Genomic DNA, 23,418 nt, shown 5'->3' on the forward strand with positions numbered 1-23,418 from the left:
AGGTTTTTTATAGGAATTTTGTAGTTGTTTCATCATAGCGAATAGGATGGTGTGTTATATCCTGTTTTAATAGTTGTGTGCGTAACGGTTCGTGCATGATGGAGAAATATACAGAGTTTGCTTTTTTCTCTATATCTAAAGCGGCATGGTCGAATGTTTTTGTATGAGTAAGGATTGGAAGTTCGATTTTTTTCTTATTTTTTGAAAGGTAAGTTTGTCCTTTTTGTGACATGCCTAGCAGGCGAATATATGGTGCGTGTTGTTCTATATTTGCACTACGTATATCCTCTTTTGTTGTGTTTGTTAAAATGTGTGTACAAGCTCTTTGTAATCTAGTCCATGTATAACGTTTTGTTTTTAATGCTTCCATGAATGAATAGAAGGAGGAACTGTTTTGTATTTTTGATAAAATACGATGCTCTAAACCTTCTTCTATTTCATATATATGTCGTAAGTCCCCTGGAGACATCGTCATGAGTCTATATTTAAAAAATGAAAAGTATTGTTCCCAATTATGTAATATCCCGTAGTTTTGTTTGTAATTTGCTAAAAGCGAAGTGGTTGCCTGTGGGAGAAAAGGTTCAATTGTTGTAAATGATCCTTCTTCGCTAAAGAGTTGTTTTCGGATGCTTGTCGCGCTTGCAATATGTTGGTCATTAAATGTTTCATCATGATAATGAGAGGCAAATCTTTTTATAGTTTGAGCTTGTATAGAGCTATTTTGTGACAGAATTGCTTTCATATATTGGAAGCCTAAAATATTATTTGGTTGTGACATATCTATGTTTTTTTCAGATGTTAAAATGTGTGAGAAAGCATCCGATGTTGCTTTTGCATAACTATTACCAGCGTCCATGAATTGTTTTACAAGGCAGTTAAAAGTCTCTTCTTCGTTTTTTTGTATGGAGATGGTATTATAAAAATTTTCGATTTGTCCATCCTCACTACCGAAACAAATTTCGGAAACACGTAGGGCATTTAAAATGGAAATAGCACCATTTGCGAAGGTTTCAGCCTTTTGTGTTGCAAAGACGTATGGAAGCTCTACAACAAGGTCTACGCCGTTTGCTAAGGCCATTTTAGTGCGATACCATTTGGAAATGAGTGCGGGCTCACCACGCTGTAAAAAAGGACCACTCATAACGGCAATTATTATATCGGATTGTGTTAACTTTTTTGTCTGTTGCACATGATAAAGATGACCGTTATGAAAAGGGTTATATTCAACAACAATACCACCAGCTTTTATGGTAATCTCTCCTTTCGATGTAGCATCTTTTTGAAAAACGTGATACTCTATATATTATTTACTATGATGACTTCATTATAGTGTAAAGAAAAAACATTGACAAATATAAAATGGCTAGCTATAATTTTGTTTGTTGCCTTGAGGTGATATGATATGAAATGGTCCATCCATCAATTGAATAAATTGAGAAATAAAGGATTGACATTGGATGAGATGGTAGATGTAAGTGAGCTAAAAGAGGTCGAGAAAGATATTCGTGAAATTAATCCTGTTCATGTAACGGGAAGAGTTGATTTTGGCTCCGGTAAGTTTACGTTTCATCTACATATAACTGGAAGCATGGTTTTACCATGTTCTCGCTCTTTAGTAGATGTGACATTACCATTTGACATTAAAACAACTGAGGTGTTCCAAACTTCACAAGAAGAATTTGAAACTGAAGCTGAAATTCATTCTTTAGAAGGAGAAGTACTTGACTTACTGCCCGTAATCAAGGAAAATATACTTTTGGAGATTCCAATGCAAATTTTCAGTGATGATGTTTCTGGTGGAGCACCGACGCAAGGTCAAGACTGGCAAGTGATTTCGGAAGAAGACAAAGAAAAGACTGTTGATCCAAGATTGGCAGGACTTGCAAAGTTTTTTGACAAATAATCGGAAGACTGGTTCAGGCCTTCATATGAAAATAACTATTTCTTTTAAGGAGGTGGGAAGAATGGCTGTACCTTTTAGAAGAACTTCTAAAACAGTAAAAAGAAAGCGTCGTACGCATTTCAAATTATCAGTACCTGGTATGGTAGAGTGCCCAAGCTGTGGTGAAGCGAAATTAGCTCACCGTGTATGTAAAGCATGCGGTACTTACAAAGGTAAAGAAGTAATCAGCAAGTAATTGCGGGAAAATAAACGCAGAAGATATCTTCTGCGTTTATTTTTTTTGCCTTAATCTTTAGTTGTTGTATTCTATCTTTTCTAGTAACTGCATATGCTTAATAAAAAATGCATAGGGAGGACTAGAGAGATGGCGACAACAAGACAAGATGCTTGGACTGATGATGAAGATTTGCTTCTGGCAGAAGTAGTACTCCGGCATATTCGAGAAGGTGGAACACAACTTTCTGCCTTTAAGGAAGTGGGGAAAAATTTATCTCGTACACCAGCAGCATGTGGGTTTAGATGGAATTCTTACGTAAGAAAGCAATATAAAGAACGTATTGAGGAAGCAAAGCAACTTCGTAAAGTAGAACATTATGAAGTGAAAGAGACAAAGGTGTTAGAACCTACGTCAATTACGTTGAATGATGTTATTGATTTCTTGCAAAATTATAAAGATGAAAACTCTTTAACGGTGTTGCAACAACAAGTTGAATCATTACAAACAGAAAGAGAGCGTCTTCTGGAGCGATTATCAGTATATGAAGAAGAGTATAGAACATTACTTGATTATATCGATCAAAAAAGAAGTGTAATGGTAGCGGAAAGAAACAATGCTCGCTCGAATGAGAAGTTAGAGAAGCTTAAGAAATAAAAAACAGCTGTTATACAGCTGTTTTTTTATTTCTTAAGCGGATTCTTCGTTTGTAACCGCATTCAAATTTGTTTCTGGATGCCAAATATAAAAATCACCATCAGTTACTGATACGGGGGTGAAATTTAATTTATCCCAAAAACCAGCTGAATGAATACGTGCTATCGTTTTAATAGGAAATTGCATTTGTTTCGCATGATTTACAAGCATTTGCCCGAATCCTTGTTTTTGAAAAGTTGGTAATACTTCAAGTTTATAAAGTTCTAGGTAAGGACCTGTAATTTCGAATGGTTCTCCGCCGTTTCTTTTCATATATAGACTCATGCGTGCGATTAGTGATCCACCATAATAAATGCCATAAAATGGAGATTCACTGTCGTTTTCAATGATGTTTGCTTGCAATTCTTCCAGCATAGATAGTTCCTGGGCTCCGCACCCTTTAAATTTTTTGAATTCATCTAATGTTTTATAATTGATGAGCAAGCGCTCAACTTTTGGGAATCCCATTACATCACATCCTTTTGTTATCTTGTTGAATGCAGAAAAGTAAAAATATTTACAATAATAGTATAACTCATTTTTTTATTTTTATGAAGAAGATAGTATATTTCTTTTATTATTTTTTTGAGGATTTGCTAAACTAAGAGTATAAGTGTATTAATAGGTAGTATTATACATAGCGAAAAAAGAGAGTGTATTTGTTTGGCAGAGGACAACGAAATTATAGGGCGTGCTCATGTACTTTAAAAAGATATAAAAAGGAGGGGAGGCAAGGGCGCTTAATGTGAATCCCTTGTGTGAAAATGAAAATTGGAATTGTCGGACCAGGTGCTATTGGTCTATTGTATACATTTTATTTACAAAAAAGTAACCAAGATGTTACGTTGTTTACAAGAACGGCTAAGCAGGCTGAAGAGTTGAATGAAACAGGTGTAACTTGTATTAGAGATGGAAGATGTGAAACAGTATATCCATCTGTTTTACCGATAGAAAGTATGGTAGCGCAAAATTTAGATTATATATTTATTTCTGTGAAGCAATATCATATAGATGACGTACTACCGTTTGTGGAAGGGGCATCATCATTAATCTTTTTGCAAAACGGAATGTCGCATCTTCAAAAGATGCTGAAAATAGGGAGTGAAAATATAGCTGTTGGTATTGTAGAACATGGTGCGAAAAAAGAGGGAGGGCATATCGTTCATCATACTGGGATAGGGGTAACAAAATTTGGAGTGGTTTGTGGTCAATCTATACATTTTAAAAAAATATTCCGTTATTTTCCTGTTACTTATTTTCCAGTTCAAATAGAAACGGATTGGGAAGAGATTATGCACAAAAAATTAGTAGTAAATGTATGTATCAATCCATTGACAGCACTATTGGGAGTTAAGAATGGTGAATTAATCACGAATCGTTTTTTTTATCAAATGATGGAGCAAGTGTTTCAGGAGGTCGCATTTCTTATTAGAGGAGAAAAAGAAATGGTATGGCAAATGGTACGAAATGTGTGTGAAGGAACGTCTCGTAATACATCCTCTATGTTAGCGGATGTAAGAGCGAATAGACAGACGGAAATTAATGCGATTGTTGGATATGTATTAGAAGAAGCTAAGAAACAGCAACTACCAGTTCCGACACTTCAATTTTTGTTCGATGCAATAAAAGGGTTAGAAACAAGAGTATAAGTGTTATTCTTTGCTTTTACGTGAAACATTGACTACAATGTGGATTGGTGAGAGAACTGGATACGAAAGGAAGAATTATATGGAGATAAAAGAAATCTCTGTTCCGCAACAAGGTGTTGTAGCGGACTATATGAACGGTAAAAAAGAGATACAGTCATGTTTTGATTATATGTTAACAGAAGATGCTTTTAAACAACGTTTACATGATTTGCGTGAAAGGGAGTTTTTCCGCCGAGATTTAGTAGCGCATTTATTAGAATATAATACAAAATTACAAGCGGGAGAATCTACACTTCAAAATGTAAAAGCGCTTGGAGATGAAAATACATATGTTGTTATAGCTGGACAACAAGCAGGGTTATTAACTGGACCGCTTTATACAATTCATAAAGTTATTTCAATTTTACAGCTTGCAAAGGAAAAGGAAGAAAGTTTAGGAGTTAAAGTTGTCCCTGTCTTCTGGATTGCGGGTGAAGACCATGATATGGATGAGATTAACCATACTTTTGTAGCGAAAAATAAAAAGATGAAAAAAACTATTTTTTATGACCGTAATCCGAAAAAGGCGAGTGCTTCTGAGTCTGAACTTTCTGTTGAAGATTGTAGAAATTGGATTGAAGAGATTTTTAAAACATACCCAGAAACAAATTTTACAAAGGATGTATTAAAATTTGTTGATGATGCTTTGAAAAAATCGAATACGTATGTAGATTTCTTTGCTCATCTTATTACGAAAATCTTTGCTAATTCTGGTTTAATCCTTGTTGATTCACATCATCCTGAATTAAGAAAGTTAGAAATTCCATTTTTCAAGCGAATTATAAGTAAGTATAAAGAGGTACAAGAGGGGCTTCGTAATCAGCAAGAAGTAATTAAAGAACTAGGATACAAACCGATTATTGAAACGAAGTCTCATGCAGTGCATATATTCATGGAAATAGATAATGAACGAGTATTGCTTGAAGATCAACAAGGTAAGTTTGTTGGAAAGGATGGGGCGCATTCCTTTTCATACGAAGAGTTGATTGAAGAGATGGAGAGAAATCCGGCACGTTTTAGTAATAATGTTGTAACACGTCCTCTTATGCAAGAGTATGTATTTCCTACGCTCGCATTTATTGGAGGTCCAGGAGAATTAGCTTATTGGAGTGAATTACAACAAGTATTCCATACTGTCGGTTTTCAAATGCCACCTGTCGTTCCTCGTCTTACAATTACTTATGTGGAGAGAGATATAGCGACGGATTTATTTGATTTGCAATTGAGAGAAAGTGATCCGTTTTTAAATGATGTCGATAAATTGCGTGAAAACTGGTTGTCTAATCAAATAGAGGAACCGATTGATGATCATTTTGAAAAGGCGAAAAAAGAAATTGCCGATATTCATACATCTTTACAGCAATTTGTAAAGAAAATAGAGCCAGGGTTAGGTGCGTTTGCAGGGAAAAACGAATTGAAAATTAATGAACAAATTGAACTGCTGGAAAGAATGTTGAAAAGAAATGTTGAGAAAAAGTATGAGGTTCAGCTAAATAAATTCCGCCGTATACAATTCGCACTTCGTCCATTAGGTGCACCGCAAGAACGTGTGTGGAATGTATGTTATTATTTAAATCAGTTTGGTTTGGATTTCGTTGATCGTGTAATGGAAAACCCTTTTTCTTGGGACGGAAAACATCATGTTATAAAACTATAAAATCTTGCTCTTTGGAGCAGGATTTTATTTTTATTCCGTTGAATTTACTGTGAAGTGATTTTTTTCTGAATTATCAATCAAAAAGTGTTAAATATGGCAATTGTGTTGGATACTTAAATATATGACAAAATAGCACAAAATGTAAACGTATTATTCGCTTTTTCGACAGTTTTTTATTTAAATTCCCGCAAAAGATGATAAAATTTAGTATATAATAAAAGAAAATAGCGATTTGTATAGTATGTTGCCTTTGTTGGTAAGTTAAATGAGTCGTTCTTTCGTATTATTTCATTCTCTAAGCGTGAAATATGTGTTTAGAGGAAGGGATACATTCAACATAATTAATTGGAAAAAGAGTAGGTGCAACAATGTTTAAACACGTAACAGTGCTTTTAAAGGAAACAGTAGACGGCTTAGATATAAAGCCAGATGGTACATATGTAGATTGTACACTGGGGGGAGGAGGACATAGTTCTTATTTATTATCCCAATTAACTGAAGGTGGAAAATTAATAGCGTTTGATCAAGATGAGATAGCGATTCAAAACGCGAAAGAAAAGTTCTCTTCATACGGTGAACAGTTTATAACAGTAAAGAGTAACTTCCGTTATTTAGCTGAAAAACTGCAGGAAATAGGTATAACAGAAGTAGACGGTATTTTATTTGATTTAGGTGTTTCATCCCCACAATTAGATACACCAGAACGAGGCTTTAGTTATCATCATGATGCACCGCTAGATATGCGGATGGATCAAGATGCCCCATTAACAGCGTACGATGTTGTAAATAGCTGGTCATATGAACAACTTGTAAGGATTTTCTTCCAATACGGTGAAGAGAAATTTTCAAAACAAATTGCAAGAAAAATTGAAGCTTATCGTGAGAATAAAGCTATTGAAACGACAGGAGAATTAGTAGAGCTAATTAAAGAAGGTATTCCGGCTCCTGCTCGTAGAACGGGTGGGCATCCTGCTAAGCGAGTGTTTCAGGCAATTCGTATAGCTGTAAACGATGAATTAAAAGTATTTGAAGAAGCATTGGAATCTGCTATTGAGATGGTTAAGCCAGGTGGAAGGGTTAGTGTTATAACATTCCATTCATTAGAAGATCGTATTTGTAAAACAACGTTTAAGCGAAATAGTACAACGCCACAATTGCCGCCAGGATTACCGATTATTCCTGATGAATTTAAGCCGAAATTAAAGCTTATTACAAGAAAACCAATTTTACCTTCTGATATAGAGCTAGAAGAAAATAATCGTGCGCGTTCTGCGAAGTTGAGAATCGCTGAAAAACGATAAAAGGGAGAGAGAGGTATGACTAATTTAGCTGTAAAGTACAAACAACAAGCGCAAGAAGAGGTGCAAATTCAAACGCCCCCACAGCAGATGGCTAAGCCGAAGGTTAAAGCGAAAATTACAAGAATCGAAAAACTGTTGTATGTAGCGTTTATTGGCTTTTTATTGTATGCCTGTGTCGCGTTTATTGGAAATAAAGCAGGCCTTTATCAAGTTAATGTAGAAGCAGCGACGATAGAAGAAAAAATTGTACAGCAGCAAAAAGAAAATCAAGAATTACAAGCTGAAGTAGAGAAGTTAAGTCGCTATGAACGAATCGCTGAAGTTGCAAAAAAACATGGGCTAGAAATTAATGCGAATAATGTGAAAGGCCTCAAATAAGGCAATAGGTGTGAAGGAACGATGAAGAAGAATATGACTAAATTTCATACCAATAAGGGAGCAGGTTATTTTATGATATTTTTCCTCCTGCTCTTTTTGCTGTTATTAGCCCGATTTTTTTACATACAATCAACAGGAACCGTTCATAATCAGGATTTAGATGCACTTGCTAAACAAAAGCATAGTAAAAAAGGAGTTCTTGAAGCGAACCGAGGAACCATTTATGATCAAAACGGTCATGTGTTAGCGCAAGACGCAAACTCTTACAAAATGGTAGCTGCACTAAAAGGTGCTAACTCAGTTGAGAATAAAGAAGATACTGCAAAGAAAATTGCAGGAGTACTTGGAAAAGGCGAAGAGGATATTTTAGCTTCTTTAAACAAGGAAGGTAGAAGTCAAGTCGAATTTGGAACGTTAGGCAAGGATTTGACGAAAGAAAAGAAGGAACAAATAGAAGCGTTGAAGTTGCCGGGAATATCTTTTATTACAGAAAATGCAAGGGTGTATCCAAACGGTGATTTTGCATCTTACGTTATAGGTCATGCAAAACCAAATGAGAATGGAACCTCGGTAGGTCAATTTGGCATAGAGAAAAGCTTGGATAAATACTTAAGTGCTTCGAACGGAGAAGTAGCATATACAGGTGATCGTAAAGGTGTGTCCCTTGATGGGGGAAAAGTTAATGTAAAGGCACCTAAAAATGGAGATAATGCTTATTTAACAATTGATCAACGTGTCCAAAGTTATTTAGAAGACGCGATGAAAGCAGCAAGTAAGCAATATGAGCCAGAAAGTTTAATAGGGATTGTTGCAGATCCGAAAACTGGGAAAATATTAGCGATGTCTACTAAACCTAGTTATGACCCTAATGATCGCCAAATTAAATATTTCTTCAATGACGCGATTGCCAATGCATTTGAACCTGGATCGACAATGAAAATTTTTACGTTAGCGGCAGCTATTAATGAAGGTGTGTACAAAGGACAAGATTATTATCAATCCGGGACATATCAAGTCGGAAATAGGAAAATAAAAGATCATAATGGCGGTGCTGGTTGGGGCTCTATCACGTTTGATGAAGGGGTAGAGCGTTCTTCAAACGTAGCGTTTGCAATTTTAGGAGATCAAAAACTTGGTCCAGAACGTTTCCGAAAATATATTCATAGTTTTGGATTAGATGAAAAAACGAACATTGATTTATCAGGTGAAGGATCGAATACAATTTTATTTGATCAGCAAATACAACAAGTGACAACAGCTTTTGGACAAGGTTCCACTGTAACACCAATTCAGCTTGTACAAGCTGCAACGGCCATTGCAAATGATGGGAAAATGATGAAACCTTATGCAATTGATAAAATTGTAGATCCGATAACAGACAAAGTAAAATTAGAACATAAGCCAGAAGAAGTAGGAAAACCTGTTACAAAGGAAACAGCAGCGCAAGTAAGACAGTTATTAGAACGTGTTGTTACATCTCCGAAAGGTACAGGGACAGCTTATAAAATTGATGGATATTCAGTTGGTGGTAAAACAGGTACAGCGCAAATTCCGGATGGAAAAGGCGGCTATATGACAGGAAGACAGAATTATATATTCTCATTCTTAGGTATGGCACCAATGGACGATCCACAACTTGTCGTGTATGTAGCTGTTAAACAGCCGAAATTAAAAGATGATGAGAACGGCGCACAACCTTTAGCTGATATTTTTAAATATGTAACAAAAAATAGTTTAGAGTATTTAAAGATTAAGCCAAATGAAGTGAAAGATCCGAAAAAACATCTGAAAGAACAACAAACTACTGTTCCAGATGTAACTGGTAAAACGATGGCTGAAGCGGGGAAAGCGATTGATAAAGCAAAACTTCGTCCAATCGTACTAGGTGAAGGGAAAGTACAGCAACAAGTACCAAAAGCGACTGAACAAACATTAAAAGGCGACCGAGTCTTCTTGGTAGGAGATAAGCCTACAATGCCAAATATACAAGGATGGGCACTGCGTGATGTTATGAATTTAGCGAAGACATTACAGCTTAACTTGAAACCTTCTGGTACAGGATACGTAACAGAACAAAGTGTGGCGGAAGGAACATTATTACAACCTGGTACAGAATTAGGTGTCACACTCGTACCGCCACTCGAACCACAGCAAGAAGCAGAAAAGCCGTAATGGTAAAAGAGAATAAGTTCTAATTAAATAAGTACAAGCATATATTGGAACAAGCTAGGCGTAAGGGAGGCTTGTTCCGATATGCGTGTATCAAATGTAACAGTTAGAAAACGACTTATTTTTATACTTATATCAGGTATACTTATTTTCACTATTATCGATATTCGTCTTGGATATGTGCAATTTTTTCTTGGGAATATGTTAACGGATCGTGCGAAAGATTCATGGAGTCGTAATATTACTTTTGAACCCGAACGTGGGAAAATTTTAGACCGAAATGGTGTGGAACTTGCCACGAATAAAAGTGCTCCAACTGTCTTTGTTGTACCGAGGCAAATTGAAAAACCAGCAGAGACTGCAGAGAAGTTAGCTGCAGTATTAGGTGTGGAAAAAGATGAGATTTATAAAAGGATTACAAAAAAAGAATCGATTGTAAGGTTAGATAAAGGCGGAAGGAAAATATCACATGACAAAGCGAAAGAAGTACGAGGATTAAGTTTGAAGGGCGTGTATATCGCAGAGGATTCTATCCGGTACTATCCATTTGGAAACTTTTTATCACATGTATTAGGTTTTGCAGGTAGCGATAACCAAGGTCTTATGGGACTAGAAAAATATTATGATAAAGAGCTAAATGGGGACAAAGGTCATGTGCGTTTTTTTGCAGATGCGAAAGGACAAAGGATGCCTAATGTTGGTGATGATTTCAAAAAGCCAGAAGCTGGTTTAAATTTAGGATTAACAATCGATGCGCGTATTACAAGGATTATGGAAAGAGAAATGAATATTGCGGAGTCAACTTATAATCCTGACGGTATGATTGCGATTGCAATGAATCCTAAAAATGGTGAAATTTTAGGTATGTCTAGTCGACCGAGTTTTGACCCAGCGGATTTTCAAAGTGTCTCTCCAGAAGTGTATAACAGAAATCTACCTGTATGGAGTACGTATGAGCCTGGTTCAACATTTAAGATCATTACATTAGCTGCAGCATTGAATGAAAATTTAGTAGACTTAGAGAAGGATACGTTTTATGATGATGGAGCAGCTGAAGTAGGTGGAGCTAGATTGAAATGCTGGAAAGCAGGAGGTCATGGCAGTCAAACGTTTTTAGAAGTCGTTCAAAACTCATGTAACCCGGGATTTATTGAACTTGGTGATCGCCTTGGTAAAGACCGATTATTTAAATACATTCGTAATTTTGGTTTTGGGCAGAAGACTGGAATTGACTTGCAAGGTGAAGGCAGTGGGATTTTATTTAATTTAGATAAAGTTGGTCCAGTAGAGCAAGCAACAACTTCATTCGGCCAAGGGGTTTCTGTTACACCGATTCAACAAGTAGCAGCTGTAGCGGCGGCTGTAAATGGTGGAACATTGTATCAGCCGTATATAGCTAAGGAGTTTATTGATCCGAAAAATAATCAAGTTGTTAGTAAAAAGACACCTGTTGAGAAAAGAAAAGTTATTTCCAAGGAAACTTCAGAAAAAGTTCGTTATGCATTAGAGAATGTTGTAGCGAAAGGTTCTGGTAAAGGTGCTTATATTGATGGATATCGTGTAGGTGGAAAAACGGGTACTGCTCAAAAGGTGAAAGATGGTAAATATTTAGAGAATAATTATATAGTATCTTTTATCGGATTTGCTCCAGCGGATGATCCAGAGATTGTTGTGTATGTTGCTGTTGATAATCCAAAAGGGGTTACACAGTTTGGTGGAGTGGTAGCAGCTCCGATTGTCGGGAATATCCTTCGAGATGCGCTTCCTGTTATGGGAGTGAAACCGAGAAAAGAACAAGTTGAGAAAGAATATAAATGGGGCGATACACCAACTGTGGAAGTTCCGAATTTAATTGGAATGAAAAAGAAAGACTTACAAACACAACTCGTCGATTTGAAGCTTGATATAAGTGGAGATGGAGAGAAAGTAATTAAACAATCACCAGAAGCGGGAGCTAAAGTAAAAGAAGGCTCAAAAATTAGAATTTACTTCGGGAATTAAAGGTAACATAGTACGTTTTATGGTACAATTGGTGGAAGTGAGTTCTTTATAGAACAGTTACTTAATTTGAGACAGTAAGTGTCTCATTCATAAATAGGTCAGTAGCACTTACCTCCTTATATAGGAGGTAATGTGTTGCTTACTGAAAAAAGATAAATAAACAATGTAGAGAGGGTTTAGTGAAATGAAGTTGCATACACTTGTATCATGTTTGCATGATTTTCCAGTTGTTCCAAAAGAAAATCCAGAAATCACATCTATAGAAGCTGATTCACGTAAAGTGAAAGAGGGAAGCTTATTTGTATGTATGAAAGGATATACGGTTGATAGCCATGATTTTGCTAAGCAAGCAGCGGCACAAGGAGCGGCTGCTATTGTTGCGGAAAGACCAATTGATGTTGACGTTCCAGTTGTACTTGTGAAAAATACTTTTCGTTCGTTAGCGGTTTTAGCTGATTATTTTTATGGTCAACCGACACACAAGTTACATTTAATCGGAATTACAGGTACAAATGGAAAGACAACAACATCGCATATTATGGATGAGATTATGCGAGCACATGGTCATAAAACAGGGCTAATTGGAACGATTAATATGAAAATCGGTGATGAAACATTTGAGGTGAAAAATACAACACCAGATGCACTAACACTTCAACAGACGTTTTCAAAAATGGTTGAACAAGGTGTGGACAGCACGGTAATGGAAGTTTCGTCACATGCGTTAGATCTTGGTCGTGTACACGGATGTGATTATGATGTAGCGGTGTTTACGAATTTAACACAAGATCATTTAGACTATCATAAAACGATGGAAGAATATAAACATGCAAAAGGGTTACTATTTGCACAGCTTGGCAATAGTTATAATCATAATCGTGAAAAGTACGCTGTGCTGAATAGCGATGATAATGTAACAGAAGAGTATATGAGAAGTACTGCAGCAACAGTTGTAACATATGGTATTGATACAACAAGTGATATTATGGCAAAAAATATCGTTATGACGAGTGGCGGGACTACATTTACGCTTGTCACACCATATGAAAGTGTAAATGTTACGATGAAATTAATAGGTAAATTTAATGTATATAACGTACTTGCAGCAACAGCAGCAGGACTTGTTTCGGGTGTGAAATTAGAAACAATCATTGCTGTTATAAAGGATTTAGCTGGGGTTCCAGGACGTTTTGAAGTTGTTGATGGAGGGCAAAATTATACAGTTATTGTTGATTACGCACATACGCCAGATAGTTTAGAAAATGTATTAAAAACTGCCAAACAATTTGCAAAAGGTGATGTGTATTGTATCGTTGGTTGTGGTGGCGATAGGGACCGAACGAAGAGACCGATAATGGCAAGTGTTGCAACAAAATATGCAACTCATGCAATTTATACATCAGATAATCCAAGAAGTGAAGATCCAGCGGCTATTTTAGATGATATGGTACATGGTGCAAGCGGGAAAAATTATGAAATGATCATTGATAGAAAAGAAGCAATACACCATGCAATCGCTAAAGCGAAAGCAGATGATATCATTATTATTGCTGGTAAGGGGCATGAAACGTATCAAATTATTGGTAAAGAAGTTCATCATTTCGATGATCGTGAAGTTGCTAAAGAAGCAATTACAGGGCGTTTAAACAACGAAGAGTAACAACGTGAGAGGAGGACTACATGTGCTTGAGCAAGGTTTATTAGTAACGGCTGGGGTAGCATTCTTAATTTCTGTTGCCCTTTCGCCATTGTTTATTCCATTTTTAAGAAAATTAAAGTTCGGACAGAGTATTCGTGATGAGGGACCAAAGTCACATCAAAAAAAATCAGGGACACCGACAATGGGTGGTATCGTCATATACGTATCTATGATGGTAACTTCACTTATTATGGCGATTAAGTTTAATTATTTAGGTGCAGAGGTTTCGTTATTACTATTAGTGACGTTTGGTTACGGATTGATTGGATTTTTAGATGACTACATAAAGGTAGTTAAGAAGAGAAATCTTGGTTTAACATCAAAGCAAAAATTAGTAGGTCAGCTTGTTATTGCTATTGCATTCTTTTTAATTGGAAAAGGGCAAGCGTTCCACACATACATCATGATTCCGGGAACGGATGTTAAGTTTGAATTAGGTTGGGCGTATTTCGTACTTGTACTATTTATGCTTATTGGTGGATCAAATGCAGTTAACTTAACTGACGGTTTAGATGGTTTATTATCAGGAACAGCTGCTATTGCATTTGGAGCATTTAGTATTATTGCTGTGGCACAAGAGCAATTTGGAGTAGCGATATTCTGTATGGCAGTTGTAGGAGCTGTACTTGGATTTTTAGTATTCAATGCGAATCCAGCAAAAGTGTTTATGGGAGATACAGGTTCATTAGCTTTAGGTGGAGCCATTGCAGCTGTAGCGATTTTATTAAAACAAGAATTGCTACTTGTAATTATTGGCGGAGTATTCGTAATGGAAACTTTATCGGTTATCATTCAGGTCATTTCATTTAAAACAACAGGAAAACGTGTCTTTAAAATGAGTCCATTACACCATCACTATGAATTATGTGGTTGGTCAGAGTGGCGTGTTGTTGTGACGTTTTGGTCTGCAGGATTTTTATTAGCTGTGTTAGGAATTTATATCGGGGTGTGGATGTAATTGAAAACTGTAACTGAATTTCAAAATAAGAATATTCTTGTATTGGGCATTGCAAAAAGTGGTTATGCAGCAGCTACATTGTTACAAAAGTTAGGGGCAAATGTTATTGTAAATGACGGAAAGCCTTTAGCAGAGAATGTACTTGCTGCAGAATTACAAGCAAAAGGAATGGACGTTGTATGCGGTGGTCATCCTTTAGAATTATTAGAGAGAAATATTTCTCTTGTAGTAAAAAATCCAGGAATCCCGTATTCTAATCCAATATTAGTTGCTGCGAAAGAAAAGCAAATTCCGATTGTTACGGAAGTTGAATTAGCATATCGTATTTCAGAAGCACCATTTGTTGGGATTACGGGGTCTAACGGTAAAACGACGACGACAATGCTGACATTTGAAATGCTAAAAGAAGGACAAAAGCATCCTGTAATTGCAGGGAACATTGGAACTGTAGCGTGTGAAGTAGCACAGGATGCAAAAGAAAATGAAGTTGTAGTTACAGAACTTTCATCGTTTCAATTGATGGGAGTAGAATTGTTCCAACCTAAAATTGCTGCGTTTTTAAATTTATTTGAGGCCCACTTAGATTATCATGGGACGAAGAAAGAATATGGTTTAGCAAAAGCAAATATTTTTAAAAACCAAACAGAAAATGATTATAGTGTAATAAATGCGGATGATGCAGATGTGATGGCTTTGTCTGCGTATTCTAAAGGTCAAAAAATCCTGTTTTCGACAACGAAAGAAATTGAAGATGGTGCGTGTATAAAAGATAACGCTCTTTATTTCAAAGGTGAAAAAGTTATTGAAGTAAGCGATATCGTTTTACCTGGTCAACATAATCTAGAAAATATTTTAGCTGCGATGAGTATTGCGAAATTATTAGGTACTTCTAATGAAGCAATTACGGTCGTGTTAAAACGTTTTACGGGTGTAAAACATCGTTTAGAATATGTAACAACGATTAACAACCGTAAGTTTTATAATGATTCAAAAGCAACGAATATGTTAGCGACTGAGAAAGCACTATCTGCGTTTACACAACCGATTGTGTTACTAGCAGGTGGGCTTGATCGCGGAAATGAATTCGATGATTTAATTCCGTATTTCAAAAATGTAAAAGCGATTGTAACATTTGGACAAACAGCTCCTAAACTAGTAAGAGCGGCAGAAAAAGCGGGGTTAGATATAATTGAAAGTGTCGATACTTTAGATGAAGCAGTGGTGAAAGCTTATGCTCATTCTAAAGATGGTGATGTCGTTCTTCTTTCTCCAGCGTGTGCAAGCTGGGATCAATTTAAAACATTTGAAGAAAGAGGAGACATTTTTATACAAGCTGTGCATAAACTTATATAAAGTAAATCAAAACATCAGTAGGCTAACACCTACTGATGTTTTGTTACATAGGGCAAAAGGTTGTGCCTAAAGAGGTGGTGTTTGTGGGTAATGAAGAAAACGCCTGATTTTATTCTCATCATCGTAACACTTTCATTGTTGACAATCGGAATGATTATGGTTTATAGTGCGAGTGCAGTTTGGGCCTCTTATAAAATGGGGGACTCATTCTTTTTTGCAAAAAGACAATTACTGTTTGCGGGTCTTGGTGTAGTAGCTATGTTTTTTATTATGAAAATTGATTATTGGGTGTGGCGTACGTATTCAAAAGTGATTTTGCTAGTTTGCTTCATTCTTCTTATTCTCGTTCTTATTCCTGGAGTAGGTCTTGTTCGAGGAGGAGCACGAAGTTGGATTGGAATCGGAGCATTTTCGATTCAGCCGTCAGAATTTATGAAGTTTGCGATGATTATTTTCTTGGCAAAGTTTTTAGCAGAACGGCAAAAATTGATTACATCTTTTAAACGTGGTTTATTACCGGCTCTTAGTTTTGTGTTTCTTGCTTTTGGGATGATTATGTTACAGCCAGACCTTGGGACAGGAACGGTAATGGTTGGGACATGTATCATTATGATATTCATTTCGGGAGCGAGAGTTTTTCACTTTGCAATGTTTGGTTTGATTGGTGTAGCAGGATTTGTAGGGTTAATTGCATCAGCACCGTATCGAATGAAACGCATTACATCATATTTAGATCCGTGGTCAGATCCGCTCGGGAGTGGATTTCAAATTATCCAATCATTACTTGCAATTGGACCTGGTGGATTATTTGGGCTTGGACTTGGACAAAGTAGACAAAAATTTCTTTATTTACCTGAACCACAAACTGACTTTATATTTGCGATCTTATCCGAGGAATTAGGTTTTATTGGTGGTTCATTTGTGTTATTATTATTTAGTCTATTATTATGGCGCGGGATTCGTATCGCATTAGGAGCGCCAGATTTATATGGTACGTTTTTAGCAGTAGGTATTGTGGCGATGATTGCGATTCAAGTAATGATTAATGTTGGTGTTGTAACAGGACTAATGCCTGTTACGGGTATTACCTTACCGTTTTTAAGTTATGGTGGATCAAGTTTGACATTAATGTTAATGGCAGTAGGTGTATTATTAAATATAAGTCGCCATTCTCGCTACTAAACCCTGTTTATAAGACAGGGTTTTTCGTATGTGTGTAAAAATGCAATATGTATATAGAAATAAATATAATGGAAATAAGAAAAGAGAAGCGGAGGAGTTAGTAGTGCGTGTATTAGTGAGTGGTGGGGGTACTGGTGGTCATATTTATCCAGCTCTTGCTTTAATTAGAGAAATAAAAAAGTTAAATCCAGAAGCAAGATTTTTATATATTGGTACGGAAAATGGACTAGAGAGTACAATCGTTCCAAAAGCAGGTATACCATTTCAATCTATTGTTATAAGTGGATTTAAACGAAAAATATCATTAGATAATGTGAAAACAGTAATGCGTTTTCTAAAAGGTGTACAGGATAGTAAACGATATATTCGTCGTTTTAATCCGGATATCGTAATTGGAACGGGTGGATATGTATGTGGACCAGTTGTATACGCTGCAGCCAAATTAGGTATTCCAACTATTGTACATGAACAAAATAGTGTACCAGGTGTAACGAACAAGTTTTTAAGCCGTTATGTTGATAAAGTTGCTGTTTGTTTTGAAGCAGCTATAGAGCATTTTCCGGAGTCAAAAGTGGTAATGACAGGTAATCCACGAGCATCAGAGGTAATGGAACAAAATGGAATGAAGGGGAAACGTTCAGTTGGGCTTTCTCTTCCTAAAAAGTCTGTACTTATATTTGGTGGAAGTCGTGGGGCTAGACCGATTAACGATGCCTTCGTTGAAGCAATTGAACAGTTTGGGAACAAAAGCTACGAAATACTATATGTAACAGGTGAAGTACATTATGACAAAGTGATGGAAGCCGTGAAGCAAAAAGGGAACCCAAGCAATGTTATTATTAAGCCGTTCATTCATAATATGCCAGAGGTACTAACTGGTGTAGACCTTGTTGTTTCAAGGGCTGGGGCAACAACACTTGCAGAATTAACAGCGTTAGGAAAACCAAGTGTGTTAATACCGAGTCCGTATGTAACAAATAATCATCAGGAAAAGAATGCACGTTCAGTTGTTGATAAAGGAGCGGCAAAAATGTTACTTGAAAAAGATTTAACAGCTGAAACGCTTATTCGTGATATTGATGAGATTTTATTAGATGCACAAACATTACAAAATATGAAGCTAGCTGCTAAGCAACTAGGTATTCCAGATGCAGCAAATAAGCTGTATGAAGTAATGAATAAACTTGTAAAAAAATAAAGTGAGGCTTTAATCAGTGGGGAGTGATTCTCTCTCTTTGATTATTACCTTTCACTAATCGGATGTTTACTGGTATCCTCATTCCGCCTAATTTCTTTGTTATCACCTAATTTTGATTTAGGAGCTGTACTGCCCGTAAATAGAGGGATAACGTTAGGTGAACGCCCTGCATATTATTGTCATAAGGAGACTTAATATGGGGGAGATTGTCTATGGAACAATTAGTAAATGAGCTTATAGAAGCAGACGTTGGTCGTGTTTTGGTTAACGAGCCGTTAGCACGTTATACAACTATGAAAATAGGTGGCCCAGCGGATATTTTAATTGTGCCAAAGCATGTAGCCGGTATTGAAAAAACATTACAGTTAGTAAAGCAATACAAAGCGAAGTGGACTGTAATTGGTCGCGGTTCAAACCTTCTTGTATCTGATCAAGGTATAGAAGGTGTTGTTATTCGTTTAGGAGAAGGATTAGATCACTTAGAGGTCGAAAAACATAAGGTAAGAGTTGGTAGTGGGTATCCTCTTATTAAATTGTCAACTTTACTTAGTCGTCAAGGGTTAGCTGGATTGGAGTTTGCAAGCGGTATTCCAGGAAGTGTCGGTGGTGCAGTATATATGAATGCAGGTGCACATAAATCGGATATATCGAGTGTATTATCGAAGGCTCTCATTCTGTTTGAAGACGGTGCAATTGACTGGTTAACGAATAAAGAACTGGAGTTTTCTTATCGGGCATCTGTATTGCAAACGAAACGTCCTGGTATTGTTTTAGAGGCGGTGTTTCAATTACAGGCGGGGAAACGTGAAGAAATTGTACGTAGCATGCAAAATAATAAAGATTACCGCCGTGAAACGCAACCATGGAATCACCCGTGTGCAGGAAGTGTATTTCGGAATCCAATCCCACATTTTGCAGGAGATTTAGTAGAAAAAGCAGGGCTTCGTGGCTATAGGATTGGTGGAGCTCAAATTTCTGAAATGCATGGCAATTTTATTGTTAATACTGGGGGAGCTTCAGCGCAAGATGTATTGTCTTTAATTGAATTAATAAAACATACAATTAAGGATAAATTTGATGTAGATATGCACACAGAAGTAGAAATCATTGGAAGATAACGGTTATTCGTTCCGCTCATTATCATTTATGTTATAATAAGAAGATAAGAACGGCATGAGGAACATGCCGTTCTTTATGTTACATAGGGGGATCGTACATGAATAATAGTAAAGTGATTAAACTACAAGATCGTGTACCAAAATTGAAAAATCAAAAGAAAAAAAACAAAAAAAATGTTAATCATCGATTGATTTTATACATATCAATTTTATTTTTATTAGTGCTCTTTTTAATTTATTTTCGGTCTCCGCTTAGTAATATAAAAAAGATTAGTGTGTTTGGAAATCACTATATGACGGATGAACAAGTAATGAAGGATTCAGGCGTAACATATGATACAAGTTATTTCCGAGTGACAGCACATAAAGCTGAAGAAAACTTAACGAAGCGAAAAGAAATTAAAGCAGTAAATGTAAAAAAACGTTTTCCAAACAATATTGATATTCATATCGAAGAATATTTAACGATTGGTTATATAAATAAAGAGGGAAAATTACAACCGTTATTAGAGAATGGAAAAACGCTTGATGTACTACCTAATGGAAAACTTCCTGTTGCAGCACCGATTTTCGAACCTTTTAAAGAAGAGAAAATGAAGGAGTTAATCGCTGAACTAGAAAAATTAACACCAGCTATTTTAAAATCTATTTCGGAGATTCGCTATTCACCAACGAATGCGAATGAAGATCATCTTACTTTATATATGAATGAAGGTTATGAAGTGAGCACTACAATTCAAAATTTCGCAAAACGTATGGAAGCCTATCCGCTTATTTTAAAAACAATTGAGCCAGGTAAGAAGGTATTAATTGACTTAGAAGTAGGTGCATATACGAAAGAATTAGGTGCGGAAGAAAAAAAAGAATAGAATGGTAGTTTTCGTTACTTATAGCAGAAAAAACGAAACGAACGTTCTATTATGTGTATACGAATTTAGAAGAATGGTTCATTTGATGAAAAATATGTAAAAATTCTTAGATTCATACTAGTATTGGTACAAGTTTCACTTTTCTATGAGTACATCTTAGTGTAGACTTATACTTGGCGGTAAACTTTACACTCGAAATAGAATTATTTCAAGATAAGCAGTTATTCATAGTTTACTGCGATATTCTTAATTGAATGCTAAATAAAAATAAGAAAAATATAGGGTTAAAAAAGGGAAACGTATAAAGACGTTGAATATTTTTCTTATAAATAGTAAAGTTGCGATTGTTGTTCCATATATTGAGTTGTATGGTATAAATAAAGAAGGAGGTGCCAAAGAATGAACAGCAATGAAATATATGTTAGTCTTGACATCGGTACATCCAATGTTAAAGTCATCATTGGTGAAATGGTTAATGACAGCTTAAACATTATTGGTGTTGGAAATGTAAAATCAAATGGTTTAAAGAAGGGATCGATAGTTGATATAGACGAGACTGTTCGATCAATTAAAAAAGCAATTGAACAAGCTGAGCGCATGGTGGGGATCCACATTGAGCAAGTTGTAGTAGGTGTCAATGCAAACCAGGTACAGCTACTTCCTTGTCACGGAGTAGTCGCTGTTTCAAATGAAGATCGTGAAATCGGGAATGAAGATGTCTTACGCGTTCTAGATGCAGCACAAGTTGTGTCAATTGCTCCAGAACGTGAGTTTATTGATGTGGTACCTCGACAGTTCATCGTAGACGGTCTTGACGAGATTAACGATCCACGCGGGATGATCGGTGTAAGATTAGAAATGGAAGGTACACTTATTACAGGCTCGAGAACTTTACTACATAACCTACTTCGTTGTGTAGAAAAAGCAGGTCTTGAAATTGTTGATATTTGTCTTCAACCTTTAGCGGCTGCAACAGTTGCAATATCTTCAGATGAAAAAAATAGAGGAGTAGCCCTTGTTGATATGGGGGGAGGATCTACAACTTTATCTATTTTTAAAGATGGAGAGTTACAAGCGACAAGCGTATTACCATTAGGTGGAGACCATATAACGAAAGATATTGCGATTGGGTTGAAAACTTCAACAGAAAATGCAGATCAAATTAAGTTGAAATATGGACATGCTTTTTATGATACAGCATCTGAAGAAGAGATGTTTACGGTTCCTATTATGGGAAGTGATCAAACAGAACAATATTCTCAGTTGGAATTATCGGATATAATAGAGGCTCGTGTAGAGGAAATTTTAATGTTTGTTCAAGATGAAGTGCGTAAGTTAGGAGTAAAGCAAGTGGCTTCTGGTTATGTACTAACTGGCGGAATTGCTTCTATGCCAGGTGTTCTTGATCTTGCATATGATATTTTACATGAAAATGTTCGTGTAGCAACTCCTGATTATATTGGTGTGCGTGAGCCCCAATATACAAGTGGAGTTGGATTAATTAAACATTCTTATCAAAAAGCTAAATTACGTGGGAAAAATGTGCAGGAAAAGCAAGAGCATTTTGAACCAGTACCAGCACCAGCACCAACGCCGGTACAACAGCAACCCACGAAACAAAAAACTCGTAATCAAAACAATAATAATCAAAATGATGACCGCATGATGTCAAAAGTAAAACGTGTATTCCGTTATTTATGGGATTAAAATTGGACACGAAAAATGAGGTTCTAGGGGGATTTCGACATGTTAGAGTTTGATACTACTCAAGATCAATTAGCGAATATAAAAGTTATCGGTGTCGGCGGTGGCGGAAACAATGCTGTAAACCGTATGATTGAACACGGTGTACAAGGTGTAGACTTTATCGCTGTGAACACTGATGCACAAGCATTAAATCTATCAAAAGCTGAAACAAAAATGCAAATTGGTGGAAAATTAACGCGTGGACTTGGTGCAGGCGCAAACCCTGAAGTAGGGAAAAAAGCTGCAGAAGAAAGTAAAGAACAGATCCAAGAAGCACTTCGTGGTGCGGATATGGTCTTCGTAACTGCCGGTATGGGCGGTGGAACTGGAACTGGTGCAGCTCCAGTTGTTGCTCAAGTTGCAAAAGAATTAGGTGCTTTAACAGTAGGTGTTGTAACACGTCCATTTACTTTTGAAGGACGTAAGCGTGCGACGCAAGCAGCATCTGGTATTGCAGCATTTAAAGAAAATGTAGATACTCTTATTGTAATTCCAAACGATCGCTTATTAGAGATTGTTGATAAAAATACGCCAATGTTAGAAGCATTCCGTGAAGCTGATAACGTATTACGTCAAGGTGTTCAAGGTATTTCGGATTTAATTGCAACGCCAGGTTTAATTAACTTAGACTTTGCAGACGTAAAGACAATTATGTCTAATAGAGGTTCTGCTTTAATGGGTATTGGTTCTGGTAATGGGGAAAATCGTGCTGCAGAAGCTGCGAAAAAAGCGATTTCTAGCCCATTACTAGAAACATCTATTGATGGAGCTCAAGGTGTTATCATGAACATTACGGGTGGCGCTAACTTAAGCTTATATGAAGTACAAGAAGCGGCAGACATCGTAGCTTCAGCTTCAGATCCAGAAGTAAATATGATCTTCGGTTCTGTTATTAACGAAGGATTAAAAGATGATATCGTTGTAACTGTAATTGCAACTGGTTTTGATGATAGCATTGCAACTCAACCACCAAAACCAATTATTCGTCCGAATGCGAACCACACGCAACAACAGCAACAACCAGTAGCTCAACCTTCAAAACAGCGTGAAGTAAAACGTGAAATGAAGCGTGAAGAGCCAGTTGTACATGAGCGTCATTCAGATTCAGATGATATCGATATTCCAGCATTTTTACGTAACCGTCGTAGACGATAAAAAAAGGAGCTTTCATGCTCCTTTTTATTTTTTATGGAAAAGACCTGCTAAGCAGGTCTTTTTTTATTTCGTATATTTCAATATATTTTGTTTGTGAAAATAAGAGTATATCATTCTATGAATTTGTACTTTT

20 protein-coding genes are annotated in these 23,418 nt (G+C 36.4%); 18 read left to right on the forward strand and 2 right to left on the reverse strand.

What is annotated here, in order from left to right; translation table 11 throughout:
* Positions 1–7: 7 nt before the first annotated feature.
* On the reverse strand, positions 8–1,189 hold the full coding sequence (locus MR136_RS04145; protein ID WP_002182932.1) for a nucleotidyltransferase: 1,182 nt from the start codon (positions 1,187–1,189) through the stop codon (positions 8–10).
* Between the two features lie 213 nt (positions 1,190–1,402).
* On the opposite strand from MR136_RS04145, the gene MR136_RS04150 reads away from it, so the two are divergent.
* From MR136_RS04150 to MR136_RS04160, 3 genes are all read left to right on the forward strand, one after another.
* Positions 1,403–1,903: a YceD family protein gene (locus MR136_RS04150; RefSeq protein ID WP_000872149.1), complete on the forward strand. Its 501-nt coding sequence runs from the start codon at positions 1,403–1,405 to the stop codon at positions 1,901–1,903.
* Positions 1,904–1,964: 61 nt separating this feature from the next.
* The gene (rpmF, locus tag MR136_RS04155; RefSeq protein WP_001984764.1) at positions 1,965–2,138 is read left to right on the forward strand and encodes a 50S ribosomal protein L32; all 174 of its coding nucleotides are present in this window, start codon (positions 1,965–1,967) and stop codon (positions 2,136–2,138) included.
* Positions 2,139–2,267: 129 nt separating this feature from the next.
* Positions 2,268–2,774: an RsfA family transcriptional regulator gene (locus MR136_RS04160; RefSeq protein WP_000246467.1), complete on the forward strand. Its 507-nt coding sequence runs from the start codon at positions 2,268–2,270 to the stop codon at positions 2,772–2,774.
* Between the two features lie 33 nt (positions 2,775–2,807).
* Here the strand turns inward: MR136_RS04160 and MR136_RS04165 are convergent, their stop codons facing one another.
* Complete coding sequence (locus MR136_RS04165) at positions 2,808–3,281, reverse strand: N-acetyltransferase (protein ID WP_000506696.1); 474 nt, start codon at positions 3,279–3,281, stop codon at positions 2,808–2,810.
* Between the two features lie 296 nt (positions 3,282–3,577).
* On the opposite strand from MR136_RS04165, the gene panE reads away from it, so the two are divergent.
* The 15 genes from panE to ftsZ all read left to right on the forward strand — a co-directional run bounded on the left by panE (position 3,578) and on the right by ftsZ (position 23,285).
* Positions 3,578–4,462, forward strand: a complete 885-nt coding sequence (panE, locus tag MR136_RS04170; RefSeq protein WP_002182931.1) for a 2-dehydropantoate 2-reductase — start codon at positions 3,578–3,580, stop codon at positions 4,460–4,462.
* A gap of 79 nt (positions 4,463–4,541) precedes the next feature.
* Positions 4,542–6,158 carry a bacillithiol biosynthesis cysteine-adding enzyme BshC gene (gene bshC, locus MR136_RS04175; RefSeq protein WP_098770766.1) on the forward strand — a complete coding sequence of 539 codons (1,617 nt, stop codon included), beginning with the start codon at positions 4,542–4,544 and terminating at the stop codon, positions 6,156–6,158.
* A gap of 368 nt (positions 6,159–6,526) precedes the next feature.
* Positions 6,527–7,459: a 16S rRNA (cytosine(1402)-N(4))-methyltransferase RsmH gene (rsmH, locus tag MR136_RS04180; protein WP_000472508.1), complete on the forward strand. Its 933-nt coding sequence runs from the start codon at positions 6,527–6,529 to the stop codon at positions 7,457–7,459.
* Positions 7,460–7,474: 15 nt separating this feature from the next.
* The gene (ftsL, locus tag MR136_RS04185; protein ID WP_000182804.1) at positions 7,475–7,837 is read left to right on the forward strand and encodes a cell division protein FtsL; all 363 of its coding nucleotides are present in this window, start codon (positions 7,475–7,477) and stop codon (positions 7,835–7,837) included.
* Between the two features lie 21 nt (positions 7,838–7,858).
* A complete protein-coding gene (locus tag MR136_RS04190) occupies positions 7,859–10,009 on the forward strand; it encodes a penicillin-binding protein (protein WP_000739960.1) in 2,151 nt (716 codons plus the stop codon).
* Between the two features lie 81 nt (positions 10,010–10,090).
* Positions 10,091–12,007 (forward strand): stage V sporulation protein D, encoded by a 1,917-nt coding sequence (locus tag MR136_RS04195; RefSeq protein WP_001266234.1) that lies wholly within the window; start codon positions 10,091–10,093, stop codon positions 12,005–12,007.
* Positions 12,008–12,191: 184 nt separating this feature from the next.
* Positions 12,192–13,667 carry a UDP-N-acetylmuramoyl-L-alanyl-D-glutamate--2,6-diaminopimelate ligase gene (gene murE / locus MR136_RS04200; RefSeq protein ID WP_000766313.1) on the forward strand — a complete coding sequence of 492 codons (1,476 nt, stop codon included), beginning with the start codon at positions 12,192–12,194 and terminating at the stop codon, positions 13,665–13,667.
* 22 nt (positions 13,668–13,689) lie between these two features.
* Complete coding sequence (gene mraY, locus MR136_RS04205; protein WP_000893060.1) at positions 13,690–14,664, forward strand: phospho-N-acetylmuramoyl-pentapeptide-transferase; 975 nt, start codon at positions 13,690–13,692, stop codon at positions 14,662–14,664.
* Positions 14,665–16,017 carry a UDP-N-acetylmuramoyl-L-alanine--D-glutamate ligase gene (gene murD, locus MR136_RS04210; RefSeq protein WP_000860115.1) on the forward strand — a complete coding sequence of 451 codons (1,353 nt, stop codon included), beginning with the start codon at positions 14,665–14,667 and terminating at the stop codon, positions 16,015–16,017.
* 90 nt (positions 16,018–16,107) lie between these two features.
* Positions 16,108–17,199 (forward strand): stage V sporulation protein E, encoded by a 1,092-nt coding sequence (gene spoVE / locus MR136_RS04215; protein ID WP_000753520.1) that lies wholly within the window; start codon positions 16,108–16,110, stop codon positions 17,197–17,199.
* 103 nt (positions 17,200–17,302) lie between these two features.
* Entirely contained in the window at positions 17,303–18,397 is a 1,095-nt protein-coding gene (murG, locus tag MR136_RS04220) for an undecaprenyldiphospho-muramoylpentapeptide beta-N-acetylglucosaminyltransferase (protein ID WP_025689214.1), read from the forward strand.
* A 212-nt stretch (positions 18,398–18,609) separates the two neighbouring features.
* Positions 18,610–19,515, forward strand: coding sequence for a UDP-N-acetylmuramate dehydrogenase (murB, locus tag MR136_RS04225; RefSeq protein WP_017672852.1), 906 nt, complete (start codon positions 18,610–18,612; stop codon positions 19,513–19,515).
* A 98-nt stretch (positions 19,516–19,613) separates the two neighbouring features.
* Positions 19,614–20,384, forward strand: a complete 771-nt coding sequence (gene divIB / locus MR136_RS04230; protein WP_001065793.1) for a cell division protein DivIB — start codon at positions 19,614–19,616, stop codon at positions 20,382–20,384.
* A gap of 399 nt (positions 20,385–20,783) precedes the next feature.
* Entirely contained in the window at positions 20,784–22,091 is a 1,308-nt protein-coding gene (gene ftsA / locus MR136_RS04235; protein ID WP_001087558.1) for a cell division protein FtsA, read from the forward strand.
* A gap of 39 nt (positions 22,092–22,130) precedes the next feature.
* The gene (gene ftsZ, locus MR136_RS04240) at positions 22,131–23,285 is read left to right on the forward strand and encodes a cell division protein FtsZ (RefSeq protein WP_000888984.1); all 1,155 of its coding nucleotides are present in this window, start codon (positions 22,131–22,133) and stop codon (positions 23,283–23,285) included.
* Positions 23,286–23,418 lie beyond the last annotated feature (133 nt).

This window comes from Bacillus cereus group sp. BfR-BA-01311 (assembly GCF_022664295.1).
Classification (GTDB): domain Bacteria; phylum Bacillota; class Bacilli; order Bacillales; family Bacillaceae_G; genus Bacillus_A; species Bacillus_A cereus.